The sequence below is a fragment of the Stenotrophomonas sp. Nf1 genome (genome assembly GCF_003028475.1).
Classification (GTDB): domain Bacteria; phylum Pseudomonadota; class Gammaproteobacteria; order Xanthomonadales; family Xanthomonadaceae; genus Stenotrophomonas.
The window spans coordinates 169,016-183,928 of the sequence record NZ_PYTV01000003.1 but is presented as its reverse complement, the minus strand read 5'-3'; the positions used below and the strand labels follow the sequence as shown (position 1 = coordinate 183,928).

Sequence of the window (14,913 nt, the reverse complement as noted above, 5' to 3'; positions counted from 1 at the left end):
GCCGGTCCGGATCACCCCAGCGCCGCGTCCACCGCTGCGATCGCGTGCAGGGTGGTGGTGTCGAACAGGGGCACCGCGCTGTCTTCGGGGCGCACCAGCAGCATGATCTCGGTGCAGCCGAGGATGATCGCTTCGGCCCCGCGCGCGGTCAGCCGCGCGATGACCTCGGCGTAGCGCCGCCGCGATGCCTCGCTGACCACGCCGAGGATCAGCTCCTGGTAGATGATGTCGTGCACGCAGCGCCTGTCGGCCGCGTCCGGGACCAGCACCTCCAGCCCGAAGCGTTGTTCCAGCCTGCCGCGGTAGAAGTCCTGTTCCATGGTGAAGGCGGTGCCGAGCAGGCCGACCCTGCGCGCGCCCGCCTTGATGATCGCCGTTGCGGTCGGGTCGGCGATATGCAGCAGCGGCAACGGGCACGCCGACTCGATGCGATCGGCCAGTGCGTGCATGGTGTTGGTGCAGATCAGCAGCAGTTCGGCGCCGCCGGCCTGCAGCCGCTGCGCGGCGTCCACCATATGGGTGCCCAGGGCATCCCAGTCGCCCTCGTGCTGCAGCTGCTTGATGCCGGCGAAGTCCACCGACCACAGCAGCAGCTGCGCCGAATGCGCGCCGCCGAGGCGATCGCGCACCGCCTCGTTGATGAGCCGGTAGTACTGCGCCGAGCTCTCCCAGCTCATGCCGCCGATCAGGCCCAGGGTCTTCATGCACTGCTCCATGCCAGGGCAGGCCATTGCAGCACAGATGGCGCTGTCCATGCGGTCATCGAGCATCTGTAACCATCGTATCGGTGCGCCGCTGTGTGTGCCGCAATGCGGCCGCGGGCTCTATGCTGGTGCGCTCTTCCGAGGTGGATGCCGGACATGGCGCTGCATACCTGGTGGTGGTTCCTGGCCACGGTTTTCGTCCTGTGCGGCACGCCCGGGCCGAACATGCTGCACATCCTCGGGCGCAGTGTCGGGCTGGGTTTCCGCGGCAGCGTTCCGGCCATGGCCGGCTGCCTGCTGGCGATGCTGCTGGTGCTGGCGGCCTCCGCGGCGGGATTGAGCGCGCTGCTGCACTCCTCGCCGATGCTGTTCGAGGTGCTGCGCTATCTGGGCGTGGCCTACCTGGCGTGGCTGGGCATCAAGGCCTGGCACGACAGTTTCCGGCCAGCGCCGCCGGTGGCCAGCGACGAGGCGCCGGCGCTGGCGCCGGTACATGGGGCGTGGACCGTCCTGCGCGGCGGGCTGTGGGTCGGCCTGAGCAATCCCAAGCTGCTGTTGTTCGCCACCGCGTTCCTGCCGCAGTTCGTCGACCCCTCGCGCAGCCAGGCTGTGCAGTACAGCGTGCTGGTGGCGACCTTCGCGGCCTGCGAACTGTTCTGGTACGTGATGTACGCAGCCGGCGGACATGGCCTGCGCCGCTGGCTGGCCCGGCCGTTCGCGCGGCGCTGGTTCGAACGGCTGGTAGGCAGCGTGTTCCTGGCGTTTGCCGTAGCCCTGCTGCGCTTCCGGCCGCGCTGATTCACATCGCACACGCGGCCCGTTCACGGGTGCCGCATCGGCGTCAGCCTAGCCTGATCTCACCGTTTGCATTCCCTGCGGGGAAAGGATCGACATGATCAAGTGGGCCATCATCTTCGCCATCATCGGTGTCATCGCCGGCGTGCTGGGCTTTGGCGGCATTGCCGGCGCGGCCGTGGGCATTGCCAAGTTCCTGTTCTGGGCCGGCATCATCATCGCCGTGGTGCTGTTCCTGCTGGGCATGAGCGTGGCGAAGAAAGTCAGCTAGCGTGGTTCACGCAGCAGCGCGCTCAGTGTGCGCTGCTGCGTGAGAACAGATTGATCACCAGCACCCCGGCGCAGATCAGGCCGATGCCGATCAGGGCGGGCGCATCCAGGCGCTGCTTGAAGACCAGCAGCCCGATCAGCGAGATCAGGACGATGCCCACGCCGGACCAGATCGCATAGGCGACGCCGGTCGGGATGGACTTCATGGTCACCGACAACAGGTAGAAGCACAGGCCATAGCCGACCAGTGCGCCCAGCGTCGGCCACAGCCGGCTCATGCCTTCAGACGCCTTCAGCAGCGATGTGGCAATCACTTCCAGGACGATGGCGGCGGCGAGGTACAGGTAGGGATTCATCACGGGCTCCGGGCTACAACGGATCACACAGCTTCAGCGCCTGCTCGGCCATCGCCAGCGCATTGGCGTGTTCCTGCGCGTCCAGTGGACGCCCATAGGCGGTGGCCCAATAGCCATCGGCGACGCAGCGCGCAGCGTACAGCCGGGGGTCATCGGCTTCGTCGGGGAATTCGACCAGCATGGCCCGCTTCCAGTCGCGCCAGCGCACCAGCAGGGCCGGTTCGAGCAGGTTGCCCAGGGTGAGGCCGATATCGTTGTCCTGTTCCTGCTGCAGCAGGTGTTCGAAGTTGGCCTGGACATAGGCGCGGCTGAAGCGGCCGTAGCCCGACGATCCTGCCGGCAGCAGGGCCCGCACGCGTGCCTCGAATTCGCCGATGAGCCCGTCAATGGCCTCATCGACCAGGGCCTGCTTGCTGCTGAAGTGGTGGAACAGCGCGCCCTTGCTGACCCCGGCCGCGCGCGCGACGTCCTGTACGGTCAGGGCGGCCAGGCCATGCTGGCCGATCATCGCAACGGTGGCGTGCAACAGCGACTGGCGCACGCTCTCAGGCGCCTTGCGCCGCGAACGGGGAGGGGGCGGGGACGCGGATGGGGGCATACAGGAAGAAACCGACTGGACGGTACGATTGTAGCGCAGCAGCGCCTGGCTACCGTTGCCAGTCTCGGTCAGCGCGGGGCTCAGTCGTCGATGCGGGCGAAGCGGGGCTGCGGGCCGTGCTGGCCGGGCACCTGCTCGACGAACATCGAGTAGGGGCGCACCCATAGGCCGCCTTCGCCGTACAGGGCCCGATAGAGCACCATCGGTTGCAGTGTCTCGCTGCTGCGCACCAGATCGATGACTTCATATTCGCCGCCCTTGAAGTGGCGGTAGCGGCCGCGCGCAAGCGCGGGCAGCGGACTCAGTTCAGCCATGCGTGGTCGGTCTCAGGTCTGCGGCGGGCTGGCCGGCTTGGCGCAATAGGCGTCGATCGCCTCGGCGGAATTGGCCAGGCCCTGGGCCTGCGCCAGTTCCCAGGGACGCTCGCAGCGCTGGCTGTGCTGGCACCACTGGTATCCGGCCGAGCCGATGCAGCCATGTGCATCGCGGTCACTGCCGGGCGCCGGGCGGGCGGTACCGGTATCGGTGGTGGCCGCCGGCCTGTCCGAGCTGGCGCAGGCGGCCAACAGCAGCACTGCGGGCATCAGGAGGAGCGCTTTCATGGGGGAGTCCGTGTCCAAAGCAGCAGTCTGCGCTGCTGCCCGGAACCGGGCAAGCGCCTAGAACACCGTGGCGCGGATCAGTTCTTCGATCAGCACCACGTAGCTGGCCACGAAATAGAACTTCAGCAACGTCGAACGCTGCTGCGAGAAGAAGGTGCGCATGTGGAAGGGGCCCCTGTTAGTGACGATAGTGTGAAGCCAGGCTGACTCCGTGACAAGGATCACGAAATGAACGGGCTAAACAGACTCAGGGATGTGAGGAATGTAGGCACCGACCCGCAATGAAGGCGTTTTCGTACAAATCCTATAGGCCCTTCCCGACGTGCTCGCTAGCCTGACGGGGTATCGGCAGGGACGCCCTTGTGCCTGCCACTGCATCCCTGTCGCGAAGGAGCCGGAACATGGTGATTACTGTCCAATGCAAGGCACGGCACTGGTCCGTACTGCATCCCCAGGCGCACGACGCCATTGGCTATGCGCACGGCGCCGACGCGTTCGACGCCGCCGCCGCGCTGGCCCTGGAACATCACCGGCGCACCGGCCAGCCCAGCACGGTACGGGTGGAGGCGCTCGGCAACGCCGTGGACGCCCTGCACATCGGGGACTGACACGCCGGCCGTGGCCCAGTCAGCCACGGTTGTGGTGTTTGAATGGGGAAAGAACCGCAGCTTCCTGCCCCTCTGTGCGCCGCGACGCGAATCCCGGATGCTTGCGCCATCGTATTCATCTGGAGATCTCGATGGGCAACGCACTCACCTGGCGCACCCTGGCCTGCGCATTGCTGCCGATGCTCGCGGCTGCGGGCGGCGCGCAGGCGCAGAGCTACGGTTATGGCTATGACGACGATCGCTATGGCAGCCGCGATGGCGGTGGCATTGTTCGTTGCGAGTCGATCAAGAACCGCAGCAACGAGTGCCGCCTGCAGGGCCGGGCACGCTTGATCCGCCAGTTGTCCGGTTCGCCGTGCGTGGAAGGTGAAACCTGGGGGCAGTCGCGCAACGGGGTGTGGGTGACCCAGGGCTGCCGCGCCGAGTTTGTGGGTGAGTATCGCCGTGGCGGCGGTTGGGGCAACGGCAACGGCAACGGTTGGGGCGGCGGCGGGGAGGTGATCGCCTGCCATTCCAATGGCCATCGCCAGGAGTACTGCGACGCGCGCATCCGCCGTGGCGTCCGCCTGATCCGCCAGGATTCACGCAGTGCCTGCATTGAAGGCCAGACCTGGGGTTGGGACCGTCGCGGCATCTGGGTCAGCGATGGCTGCCGGGCCCAGTTCCAGGTGAACTGAGTCTTCTGGAACTGCTGCGGCAAAATCAGAGAAATCTGATACAGATCTCATTTTGAACGCCGTATCGTCTGCAGCCAGGGTGCCGGTGTGCGCCCTGATTGCTTACGGTGCCGCGCGCGCAGCCGGCCCGGTCAACCCGTCGCCGTCGATACGCTGCCTCAAGGAGTGAGCTGCATGTTGATCCGCCTGCAATGCGAACAGCGCCAGTGGCGCGTGCTGCATCCGGACCGGCCGGAGCCGATCGAATTCCGCGACGGCGCCCGCGCCTATGATTTCGCCGAGACCCTGGCGCGCCTGCATTTTGTCGACACCGGGCAGCGCGCCGCAGTGCGCGTGGAGGCCAGCGGCGCGTACGTGGAAGCGGTCAGTTACGGTTGACGCCGCCATCCACGCGTGGCGTGGATGTACCGGGATGCCCGTAGAGCCACGCCGGGCGTGGCTGCTTCCATCAGCTTGCCGCGCTGAGCGGCGGCGTACCCGAGGCCAGCTGCGGCCAGCGCTTGAGCACCGCCGCGCGGATGCCCGCGGCATCGATGCCGGCTTCGGCCAGCAGGTCTTCGCGGCTGGCATGGTGCTGGTAGCTGTCGGGCAGGCCCAGATGCAGGATCGGGCGCAGCACGCCTTCAGCATTGAGCAGTTCGCCGACGCCGGAACCGGCGCCACCGGCGACCACGTTGTCCTCGATCGTCACCAGGCCCTCGTGCTGGGCCGCCATGGCCAGCACCAGTTCGCGGTCCAGTGGCTTGATGAAACGCATGTTGACCACGCTCAGGCCCAGCTCGCGGCCGACCTGTTCGGCGGCGGCCACGGTGCTGCCAAAGGCGAGCAGGGCGATACGGCTGCCCTGCAGGCGCAGCTCGCCCTTGCCGATCGGCAGGGTGGACAGGTCGCTGCCGGCATCCACGCCGGTGCCACTGCCGCGCGGGTAGCGCACTGCCGCCGGGCCCGGGTGCTGCAGGCCGGTGCTGAGCATCTGCCGGCATTCGGCTTCGTTGGACGGCGCCATCACCACCAGGTTCGGCACGCAGCGCAGGAAGCTCAGGTCCAGGTTGCCGGCATGGGTCGCACCGTCCGGGCCAACCACGCCGGCGCGGTCGATCGCGAACAGCACGTCCAGATCCTGGATCGCCACGTCGTGCACCAGCTGGTCGTAGGCGCGCTGCAGGAAGGTGGAGTAGATCGCCACCACCGGCTTGCCGCCCTGGGTCGCCATGCCGGCGGCGAGGGTGACCGCATGCTGCTCGGCGATCGCCACGTCGAAATAGCGCTGCGGGTACTCCTTGCTGAAACGCACCAGGCCGGAGCCCTCGCGCATCGCCGGGGTGATGCCGTACAGGCGCGGCTCGGCCGCAGCGGCATCGCACAGCCAGTCACTGAATACATCGGTGTAGGTCGGCTTCTTGGCGCCGGCCTTGGCCACCAGGCCCTTGTCCGGGTCGAACGGGCCGACGGCGTGGTAACCGATCTGGTCGCCCTCGGCCGGCTCGTAGCCCTTGCCCTTGGTGGTCATCACGTGCAGCAGCTTGGGCCCCTTGGAGGCGCGCAGCGTCTTCAGCGTGGACAGCAGGGCGGGCATGTCGTGGCCGTCGATCGGGCCGGTGTAATGGAAGCCCATTTCCTCGAACATCGTGGACGGCACGAACATGCCCTTCCAGTGTTCTTCCCAGCGCTTGACGAAGCGCGCGGGGTTGTTCTTCTTGTCGCCGAGGATCTTCTTGCCGCCTTCGCGCAGCGCGTTGAGCGTGCGGCTGCCGGTGGCGCGGCCGAGCATCTTGGTCAGCCCGCCGACCGCCTCGGAGATCGACATGTTGTTGTCGTTGAGGATCACCAGCAGGTTCGGCTCCGGATCCATGCCGCCGGCGTGCATCAGCGCTTCGAAGGCCATGCCGGCGGTCATCGCGCCGTCTCCGATCACCGCCACCACCTTGCGGTCGTCGCCTTCGGACTGGCGGGCAATGGCCATGCCGAGCGCGGCCGAGATCGAGGTCGAAGAGTGGCCGACGCCAAAGGTGTCGTACTCGCTTTCCTCGCGCTTGGGGAACGGCGCCACGCCGTCCTTCTGCTTGACGGTGTGGATCTCGTCGCGGCGACCCGTAAGGATCTTGTGCGGGTAGGTCTGGTGACCGACGTCCCAGACCAGCTGGTCGTGCGGGGTCTGGTACAGGTAGTGCAGGGCCACGGTGAGTTCGATCACGCCCAGGCCGGCGGCGAAATGGCCGCCGCTCTTGCCCACCGATTCGATGAGGTAGGCACGCAGTTCGTCAGCGACCGCCCTCATTTCGGATTCGTCGAACGTGCGCAGGTCATCCGGGGTCTGGATGCGCGCGAGGCGGGGATAGCGGGCAGAGTCGATCATCATGTTCGCACTTGTTCTGAACGCCCATTTTCGCCCTCAAACGGGGGTGGGGCAAGCAAACGCCGCCGCCCGTGACAGGACGGTGAGGGTTGCATTTCCGGCGATTCAGGTGCTCAGTTTCGAGCGCTTCGGCAATTGCGCCTTCAGGAAGGCCATCTGGTCGGCCAGGATGTTGCGATTGGACAGGATCAGATGCTCGATCCAGCTGGGCCGGTAAGGCACCGCCAGCAGCGGCATGCCGGCCTGCTGCGGGGTGCGGTCGCTCTTGCGCGAATTGCAGTGGAAGCAGGCGGTGACCACGTTTTCCCAGCAATCCAGGCCGCCCTTGGACAGCGGCATGACATGATCGCGGGTGAGCGTGGGGCGGTTGAACTGCTGGCCGCAGTACATGCACAGATGGGCGTCGCGGGCGAACAGGGCCGGATTGGTCAGGTTCGGCGTGGGGTCGATCGCGCGGGAGCGGGCGTGGCCGCGCGCGGCGATGATCGGGTGCAGGTCCAGCCCGCTCTGCAGGCCGCTGAAGCGGTTGGTGCCGCCGTGGATGTGCAGACAGGGATCGCCGAGCGTCCAGGCCACCGCTTCGCGGGCGTAGAGGCAGGCGGCGTCCTGCCAGGTGATCCAGTCCAGTACGCGTCCGTGGGCATCCAGCGAGAGCAGCCGGACGGAACCGGGTCGATGCAGCGTCGTGGCGTTGGGCGATGCTTCGGCGCCCGGAGCAGAAAACGGAGCTCCGGCTTCGATCAGACCCAAGCGTGTAGTGTCTGTCTCCATCGGGAGAACAGCTTATACCTGAATTGTTGCGTTTTGGGTATCGCCACCTGGGCGACACCCAGAACGCAACAATTCAGGTCCGCGCATTCTTCCTAATCCCCGCGCCGTTGGCGCGCCCCCTTTAACAAAAGGGGGCTCTTCTCCAGATGGATTTCAGGGGTTTCCATCCACGCATGGCGTGGATCTACCGCAGATCGCGGGGAACTGTCAGAGGCGTGGCGGTGTGGGTTGGCAGGACCGTTGGCGCCATGGGCCCGAGGCATGCCTCGGGCGGGTTGGGCAGGACGCCCCAACCCCGGTCTTGCCGTGTGCGCAGGACAGCGCACACGAGCAAGGCGCCATCGAGCCCCGATGGGTGAGGGCGCTTTGCTTGCGAAGCACTGCTTCGCGAGCGCCCGAACGCCCCGCCGCTAGCGGCTGGGCCGGACCGCGGAGCGGGGTTTACGGCGTGTCCTGCCAGCCCACACCGCCACGCCATCCACCGGGATGCCGCTGTTGCTATTGAGGTTGCCGGCCAGCGGCCGGCACTACCGCGGGTGCCGGGCGGCAGCCCGGCTCAGGCGCCGAAACGCTCGTCGTCCATCGCCATCAGCGGGGCCGCGCCGGCCTGGATGGCGGCGGCGTGGCTGAGCGTGCGCGGCAACACGCGGGCGAAGTAGAAGCGTGCGGTCTCGCGCTTGCCCTGGGCGAAGGCGGCGCCGTGCGCGCTGGCATCGGCGGCGGCCACGCTGCGGGCCCACCAGTAGGCCAGCACCACGTACCCCGAATAGAACAGGTAGTCGTAGCTGGCCGCACCCAGTTCGTCCGGGTTGGCGGCCGCGCGCTGCAGCACGTCCAGGGTCAGCTTGCCCCATTCGGCGGCCTTGGCGCGCAGCGGGCCGATGAACTCGGCCAGCGCTTCGTTGCCTTCGTGTTCCTTGGCGAAGGCTTCGATCTCGGCCAGCATCAGCTTCAGGCCGGCGCCCTGGCTGGAGGCGGTCTTGCGGCCGATCAGGTCCAGTGCCTGGATGCCGGTGGTGCCTTCATACAGGGTGGTGATGCGGGCATCGCGCGCCAGCTGTTCCATGCCGTGCTCGCGGATGTAGCCGTGGCCACCGAAGCATTGCAGGGCGTTGTAGGTGTTCTCGATGCCCCATTCGGTCTGGCAGGCCTTGGAGATCGGGGTCAGGAAGCTCACCAGCGTATCGGCGCGTTCGCGCTCGGCGGCGTCCTCGGCGTGGTGGGCGACGTCGATCAGGGTGGCCGCGTGCAGGGCCAACAGGCGGCTGCCCTCGACCAGCGACTTCACCGTCAGCAGCATGCGCCGCACATCCGGGTGGACCAGGATCGGGTCGGCCGGCTTGTCCGGGAACTTGGCGCCGCTCAGGGCGCGCGACTGCAGGCGCTCACGGCTGTACTTCAGCGCGTTCTGGTAGGCGCGCTCGGACAGGCCGATGCCCTGCAGGCCAACGCCGAGGCGTGCGGTGTTCATCATGGTGAACATCGCCTGCAGGCCCTTGTGCGGCTGGCCGACCAGATAACCCTGCGCACCGTCGAAGTTCATCACGCAGGTGACCGAGCCCTTGATGCCCATCTTGTGCTCGATCGAGCCGCAGCGGAGCGCATTGCGCTCGCCGACGTTGCCGTCGCGGTCGACCTTGAACTTGGGGGTGACGAACAGCGAGATGCCCTTGGCGCCCGGCGGCGCGTCGGGCAGCTTGGCCAGCACCAGGTGCACGATGTTGCCGGTCAGGTCGTGCTCGCCGGCGGTGATGAAGATCTTGGTGCCGGTGATCGAATAGCTGCCATCGGCGTTCGGTTCGGCCTTGGTCTTGAGCAGGCCCAGGTCGGTGCCGCAGTGCGGCTCGGTCAGGCACATGGTGCCGGTCCAGCGGCCTTCGATCAGCGGCTTCAGGAACGCCTCGTGCTGCCAGGCCTCGCCGTGCTGCTTCAGCGCTTCGATGGCGCCGTGCGAGAGCAGCGGGAAGTTGCCCCAGGCCAGGTTGGCGGCGTTGATCATTTCGTTGAGCGGCACGCCCAGGGTATGCGGCAGGCCTTGGCCGCCCAGTTCCGGCGAAGCGGTCAGGCCGGTCCAGCCGCCGTCGACGAACTGGTCGTAGGCCTGCTTGAAGCCGGGCGGGGTGGTCACTTCACCGCTGGCCTGGTCGAGCACGCAGCCGATCTCATCGCCAACGCTGTTGAGCGGGGCCAGTACGGTGGCGCTGAAGCGGCCGGCTTCTTCCAGTACGGCATCGACCACGTCGGCGGTGGCGTCGGTGAAGCCCAGGCGGGCGAACAGGGGTTCGACCTTGAGCACGTCGTGCAGGGCGAAACGGAGATCGGAAAGCGGGGCGGTGTAGCTGCTCATCGGTACGTCTCGAATTGATCAGGGACAGGGGGAGCGGCGCGTGGCGCCGCAGCGGAAATCGGTAAGCGGAATCAGCGCAGCACGCCGGGCAGGCCTGGCGCCTGGTTGAGCGTGCTGCGGCTGCTGATATCGAAGCTGCGCTGCTTCTTTTCCTGCGGCGTGGCCGCCACCGAACCCTTCAGGCCATAGGCGAGGGTGCGGTTGCCGGCCAGTGCGTCGGCCACCACCAGGCGTGCGGCCGAGCTGGGCACCAGCTCGACAGTGATCACGTCGGCGGAGGTGCCGCCGATGGAGATGGCCGGCCTGGCCTGCAGGGTGCCGGCCGCTGCATCGCCAACGGTCAGCGCCAGCGAGACGTCATCGAAGGTCATCGGCATGGAGCTGTAGTTCTGCAGGCGCAGCGCCACCGTCCAGTTGCCGTCGGCGCGTACGGTGAGCTGCTGCAGGCTGGCCGCCGGTTCGGACACACGCTTGACGATGCCGTTGTTGCAGGCAACAAGGGCGAGGGTGCACAGGATGATCAAGGCGGTACGGACACGGTGGAGCATGGGCGCAAGTCCTCTGAAGGGGGTGCGTTGGGTTAAGCATACTACGGCGTATGGTTGTGTGGATCGCCGCTGGCGACCTGTCGCAGAGGGTAGCGTGTGAAGGTGGCGGCCGGGCGTGCGCGGCGCCGGATCAGGCACGCCGGATGCGCCGGTTGTGGCGCGGTTCAATCGGCCGGCGCGTCACGCAGCGGGGCCATGACCCGCAGCGGGCCAAGGTCGTATCCCATTGCCTCGGCTTTGGCCTTCAACTGCTCGAACAGGGCGCGGTCCATCTCGGGCAGGCGCGCGAGGATCCACAGGTATCGGCGGCCGGGTTCGCCCACCAGGGCCCATTGGTAGTCCGGGTCCAGCGCCAGCACCCAGTAGTCGGCCCAGACCAGTGGCACCCAGCTCAACCAGTCCGGAGCGAAGCGCACCTGCAACTGGCCGGCATGCCCGGCGACCGGGCGGGCCACGCCCTCGGCCACCAGGCGCTGGCCGTCGTCGGCGCGGCAGGCGTTGGTGACGGTGATGCGGCCATCGCGGCGCAATCCGTAATTGGCGGTGATCTCACCCGTGCAGCGCTTCTGGAACGACACCGGCAGGTGTGCGATCTCATGCCACTGGCCGGCGTAGCGATCGATGTCCAGGGTCTCGACCGCACGCACCGGTTCGGCGGCGATCACCGGCGAGGTGGCCAGCAGCAGGCAGGCGAGCAGGGTGGGGCGCAGGTGCATCAGCGGACTCCGGGCAGGAGTCTGGAGCGTAGGTGCCGCAGCCGGTGCCGGTGTAAATGTTTCGTCAAGCGGTGGCGTGCACCCTTGCCATGCGTGGAGGGCAAAGCGCGGGCAAAAAAAAAGACCCGCATTTCTGCAGGTCCTTGAAGATGGTGGCCGAAGACGGAATCGAACCGCCGACACGGGGATTTTCAATCCCCTGCTCTACCAACTGAGCTACTCGGCCAAATTGTGTGGCGACCGCGGTGAATGCGGTTTCCGGAAAAAAAAGACCCGCATTTCTGCAGGCCTTCGAAAGTGGTGGCCGAAGACGGAATCGAACCGCCGACACGGGGATTTTCAATCCCCTGCTCTACCAACTGAGCTACTCGGCCACATGTTTCGTTGCAGCGAGGTCGCTGCCGAGGAGGCGTATATTACGGAGGTCGGTTGTCTTCGGCAAGGGTTTTGCCAAGAATTCTTCACATTGCCGTCTGCGCACCCGCAAGTGCTTGATCCTCCGTCGCGTGGCAGGGCAGGAGCGCCTGAATATCGATTCACGGATCATCGCCGACGGCGGAAATCAGCGACCCACGGTGATGGGCAAAGCGGCAATGGCAAGGGATACGCGCCGACGCCGCCGGGGCGGGGCATGGAACGCTGTTTTCGCGGCCACCGGCCGGGCAGGCGGCGGCGTAGTGTCGGCGTTCCTTTCCTGATGCTGGCAACAGCAGAGCCGATCGCCATGTCCGATTCCCCGACCACCTCCCGCATCGTGCTGGCCTCGCGTCCGCAGGGCGCGCCGACGGCGGCCAACTTCCGCCTGGAGCAGGCGCCGTTGCCGCCGCTGGCCGATGGCGAGGTGCTGCTGCGCAACCGCTACCTGTCGCTGGATCCCTACATGCGTGGTCGCATGGACGAAGGTCCTTCGTATGCGGCGCCGGTGGCGGTGGGCGCGGTGATGGAAGGCCAGACCGTGGCCGAGGTGCTGCAGTCGAAGGCCGATGACGTGTCGGTGGGAGATCTGGTGCTGGCCGCGGGTGGTTGGCAGACCCATGCGGTGCTGCCGGCCAACGCGCTGGGGCGGCGGCTGGATCCGGCCGGGCTGCCGCTGAGCACGGCGTTGGGCGTGTACGGCATGCCGGGATTCACCGCCTATTCCAGCCTGCATGAAATCGCCCGGTTGCAGCCGGGCGAGACGCTGGTGGTGGCTGCCGCAAGCGGTCCGGTCGGCGCGACCGTGGCCCAGTTGGCCAAGCTGCAGGGCGCGCGCGTGGTCGCCATCGCCGGCGGCGAGGCCAAGCGTGCCTATCTGCAGACGCTGGGCGTGGACGTGGCGCTGGATCATCGCGCGGACGATTTCGCCTCACAGTTGCGCAGCGCCGTGCCCAACGGCATCGATGTCTACTTCGAGAATGTGGGCGGCCATGTACTGGATGCGGTGCTGCCATTGCTCAACGACTTCGCGCGCATTCCGGTGTGCGGCACCATCGCCACCTACAACGACCGTGGCGTCGAACAGCCTGGCCCGGACCGTTTGCCGGCGTTGTTCAGCCAGATCCTGCGCCAGCGCCTGACCGTGCGCGGTTTCATCGTGCACGACTTCAATCATCTGTGGCCGGACTTCGAACGCGAGATGCCGCAGTGGCTGCGTGAGGGCCGCATCCAGTACCGCGAGGACGTGGTGGAGGGGCTGGCGAATGCGCCGGAGGCCTTCTTCGGCCTGCTGAAGGGGCGCAACTTCGGCAAGCTGGTGGTGAAGCTGGATTGAGTGCTTGGCGTTGTGCCGACCAAGGTCGGCACCTACCGGGAGCTGGGTGTGCCGACCAAGGTCGGCACCCACTTCAGGCAGTCGGGGCTTTTTCCCGGCGCAGCAGTTCACGCTTGCGGGCCACGCCCCAGGCGTAGCCGGACAGGTCGCCGTCGCGGCGCACCACGCGATGGCAGGGCACCGCAACCGCCAGCGGATTGCTCGCACACGCCCGTGCCACCGCACGGCTTGAGCGCGGGGCGCCGATACGCTCGGCGATGTCCGCATACGAGGCGGTCTGCCCGCGTGGAATCTGCTGCAGGGCCTGCCACACCCGCTGCTGGAAGGCGGTGCCGCGGATGTCCAGCGGCAGGGTGGCGCCCCGCGATGGATCTTCGACCAGGCCTACTACCTGTGCCACCAGCTGCTCATAGCCGCTGTCGGCACCGATCAGTTCGGCCTTGCGGAAGCGTTGCTGCAGCGACTGCAGCAGCACTTCCGGATCATCGCCAAGCAGGATCGCGACGACACCGGTTGCGCTGTTGGCCACCAGCACGCTGCCCAGCGAACTTTCCGCGATGGCGAAGTGGATGACCTCACCTTGGCCGCCGGCTCGCCACTGCTTCGGGGTCATGCCCAGCAGCCGCGGCGCGTTCTCGTAGAAGCGCCCGCTGGAACCGAAACCGGCATCGTGGAAGGCATCGGTGATGCGCTCTGTCTGCTGCAGTCCGGTGCGCAGGCGGTCGGCACGCAGGGCGGCGGCGTACTGCTTCGGGGTCAGCCCGGTGGCCTGCTTGAACAGGCGATGCAGCCGGGTCGGGCTGCAGCCGGCGAGGTCGGCCAGTTCCTGCAGCGAGGGTTCTTCAGGACTGGCCTGCAGGTGGCGGCAGACGCGTTCGATGCGGGCATCAAGGGGGGAAGAGGCAGTGCTGTCCATGGCCGGATTCTGGCACGCCCCGCGCCCGGGAAAACTCCGTTTCCTGCACCTGCGCAAAGGGCCCGGAAACGGAGTGTCGCGGCGGCCGCAGCGCGGCATCGTGGCGGTCACTTCATCACCCGGACAATGACGATGCGCCTGAACAACAAGATCGCCCTCATCACCGGTGCCAGCGCCGGCATCGGCCGTGCCAGCGCGCTGCGCTTTGCCGCCGAAGGGGCAAAGCTCGTAGTCAACGCGCGGCGGCCACAGCCGCTGCACGAACTGGCCGCACAGATCCGCGCCGCCGGTGGCGAGGTGGTGGTGCATGCCGCCGACGTGGCTGATCCGGGCACGGCTGCGGCGCTGGTGGAGCTGGCCCATCAGTCATTCGGTGGCCTGGACATCGCGCTCAACAATGCCGGCATGCTCGGCCCGGCGGCGCCGGCGGCGGAGTTCCCGGTGGATGCGTGGCGCGAGGTGATGGCGACCAACCTCGATGCGGCCTTCCATGCTGCACGCGCACAGTTGCCGGCATTGCTGGCGCGCGGCGGGGGTTCACTGGTGTTCGTCGGCACCTTCGTCGGCCACACCGTGGGCTTCCCGGGCATGGCGGCCTATGCGTCGAGCAAGGCCGGGTTGATCGGCCTGAGCCAGGTGATCGCTGCCGAATATGGCGCGCGGGGCGTGCGCAGCAACGTGCTGCTGCCCGGCGGCACCGATACCGAAATGGGGCGCCAGGCCGCGCCGACTGGCGATGCGCGTGATTTCGTGCGTTCGCTGCATGCACTGAAGCGGATGGCCGAGCCTGAGGAGATCGCCAATGCGGCGCTGTTCCTGGCCAGCGATGAAAGCAGCTTCGTGACCGGAACCGCGATGCGGGTGGAGGGTGGGGTGTCGATCACGCGGACCTGAGTGCT

At 67.3% G+C, this 14,913-nt stretch carries 18 protein-coding genes and 2 tRNA genes; 7 read left to right on the top strand and 13 right to left on the bottom strand.

Translation table 11 applies throughout. The annotated features are described in order from the left end of the window. Positions 1-11 precede the first annotated feature (11 nt). Positions 12-704: an aspartate/glutamate racemase family protein gene (locus C9412_RS07385; RefSeq protein ID WP_107231043.1), complete on the bottom strand. Its 693-nt coding sequence runs from the start codon at positions 702-704 to the stop codon at positions 12-14. A gap of 156 nt (positions 705-860) precedes the next feature. Between C9412_RS07385 and C9412_RS07380 the strand changes: the two genes are divergently transcribed. Both C9412_RS07380 and C9412_RS07375 read left to right on the top strand, forming a co-directional pair. Next, positions 861-1,502 carry a LysE family translocator gene (locus C9412_RS07380; protein WP_107231042.1) on the top strand — a complete coding sequence of 214 codons (642 nt, stop codon included), beginning with the start codon at positions 861-863 and terminating at the stop codon, positions 1,500-1,502. 94 nt (positions 1,503-1,596) lie between these two features. Then, a complete protein-coding gene (locus C9412_RS07375) occupies positions 1,597-1,770 on the top strand; it encodes a DUF1328 domain-containing protein (RefSeq protein ID WP_107231041.1) in 174 nt (57 codons plus the stop codon). 22 nt (positions 1,771-1,792) lie between these two features. Here the strand turns inward: C9412_RS07375 and C9412_RS07370 are convergent, their stop codons facing one another. From C9412_RS07370 to C9412_RS07355, 4 genes are all read right to left on the bottom strand, one after another. Beyond that, positions 1,793-2,125, bottom strand: coding sequence for an SMR family transporter (locus tag C9412_RS07370; protein ID WP_107231040.1), 333 nt, complete (start codon positions 2,123-2,125; stop codon positions 1,793-1,795). Between the two features lie 13 nt (positions 2,126-2,138). Next, complete coding sequence (locus C9412_RS07365; RefSeq protein ID WP_107231039.1) at positions 2,139-2,723, bottom strand: TetR/AcrR family transcriptional regulator; 585 nt, start codon at positions 2,721-2,723, stop codon at positions 2,139-2,141. 80 nt (positions 2,724-2,803) lie between these two features. Further along, entirely contained in the window at positions 2,804-3,037 is a 234-nt protein-coding gene (locus tag C9412_RS07360; protein WP_107231038.1) for a DUF1653 domain-containing protein, read from the bottom strand. Positions 3,038-3,049: 12 nt separating this feature from the next. Further along, a complete protein-coding gene (locus C9412_RS07355; RefSeq protein WP_107231037.1) occupies positions 3,050-3,325 on the bottom strand; it encodes a hypothetical protein in 276 nt (91 codons plus the stop codon). A 401-nt stretch (positions 3,326-3,726) separates the two neighbouring features. Between C9412_RS07355 and C9412_RS07350 the strand changes: the two genes are divergently transcribed. The 3 genes from C9412_RS07350 to C9412_RS07340 all read left to right on the top strand — a co-directional run bounded on the left by C9412_RS07350 (position 3,727) and on the right by C9412_RS07340 (position 4,988). Continuing rightward, complete coding sequence (locus C9412_RS07350) at positions 3,727-3,933, top strand: hypothetical protein (protein WP_107231036.1); 207 nt, start codon at positions 3,727-3,729, stop codon at positions 3,931-3,933. A gap of 131 nt (positions 3,934-4,064) precedes the next feature. Next, positions 4,065-4,610, top strand: coding sequence for a DUF3011 domain-containing protein (locus C9412_RS07345; protein WP_107231035.1), 546 nt, complete (start codon positions 4,065-4,067; stop codon positions 4,608-4,610). Between the two features lie 174 nt (positions 4,611-4,784). Then, positions 4,785-4,988 carry a hypothetical protein gene (locus tag C9412_RS07340; protein ID WP_107231034.1) on the top strand — a complete coding sequence of 68 codons (204 nt, stop codon included), beginning with the start codon at positions 4,785-4,787 and terminating at the stop codon, positions 4,986-4,988. Between the two features lie 70 nt (positions 4,989-5,058). Here the strand turns inward: C9412_RS07340 and dxs are convergent, their stop codons facing one another. The 7 genes from dxs to C9412_RS07305 all read right to left on the bottom strand — a co-directional run bounded on the left by dxs (position 5,059) and on the right by C9412_RS07305 (position 11,722). Further along, on the bottom strand, positions 5,059-6,966 hold the full coding sequence (dxs, locus tag C9412_RS07335; RefSeq protein WP_107231258.1) for a 1-deoxy-D-xylulose-5-phosphate synthase: 1,908 nt from the start codon (positions 6,964-6,966) through the stop codon (positions 5,059-5,061). 105 nt (positions 6,967-7,071) lie between these two features. Beyond that, positions 7,072-7,737 carry an HNH endonuclease gene (locus C9412_RS07330; RefSeq protein WP_107231033.1) on the bottom strand — a complete coding sequence of 222 codons (666 nt, stop codon included), beginning with the start codon at positions 7,735-7,737 and terminating at the stop codon, positions 7,072-7,074. A gap of 556 nt (positions 7,738-8,293) precedes the next feature. Next, positions 8,294-10,084, bottom strand: a complete 1,791-nt coding sequence (locus tag C9412_RS07325; protein ID WP_107231032.1) for an acyl-CoA dehydrogenase C-terminal domain-containing protein — start codon at positions 10,082-10,084, stop codon at positions 8,294-8,296. A 71-nt stretch (positions 10,085-10,155) separates the two neighbouring features. Further along, positions 10,156-10,632: an LEA type 2 family protein gene (locus tag C9412_RS07320; protein WP_107231031.1), complete on the bottom strand. Its 477-nt coding sequence runs from the start codon at positions 10,630-10,632 to the stop codon at positions 10,156-10,158. A 164-nt stretch (positions 10,633-10,796) separates the two neighbouring features. Continuing rightward, complete coding sequence (locus tag C9412_RS07315) at positions 10,797-11,348, bottom strand: lipocalin family protein (protein ID WP_107231030.1); 552 nt, start codon at positions 11,346-11,348, stop codon at positions 10,797-10,799. Positions 11,349-11,498: 150 nt separating this feature from the next. Further along, a tRNA-Phe gene (locus C9412_RS07310) sits at positions 11,499-11,574 on the bottom strand. A 72-nt stretch (positions 11,575-11,646) separates the two neighbouring features. Next, a tRNA-Phe gene (locus C9412_RS07305) sits at positions 11,647-11,722 on the bottom strand. A 350-nt stretch (positions 11,723-12,072) separates the two neighbouring features. On the opposite strand from C9412_RS07305, the gene C9412_RS07300 reads away from it, so the two are divergent. After that, entirely contained in the window at positions 12,073-13,098 is a 1,026-nt protein-coding gene (locus C9412_RS07300) for an NADP-dependent oxidoreductase (RefSeq protein WP_181358710.1), read from the top strand. A gap of 73 nt (positions 13,099-13,171) precedes the next feature. Here the strand turns inward: C9412_RS07300 and C9412_RS07295 are convergent, their stop codons facing one another. After that, the gene (locus tag C9412_RS07295; protein WP_107231028.1) at positions 13,172-14,014 is read right to left on the bottom strand and encodes a methylated-DNA--[protein]-cysteine S-methyltransferase; all 843 of its coding nucleotides are present in this window, start codon (positions 14,012-14,014) and stop codon (positions 13,172-13,174) included. Between the two features lie 132 nt (positions 14,015-14,146). Between C9412_RS07295 and C9412_RS07290 the strand changes: the two genes are divergently transcribed. Beyond that, on the top strand, positions 14,147-14,908 hold the full coding sequence (locus tag C9412_RS07290; protein WP_107231027.1) for an SDR family oxidoreductase: 762 nt from the start codon (positions 14,147-14,149) through the stop codon (positions 14,906-14,908). Positions 14,909-14,913: the final 5 nt, after the last annotated feature.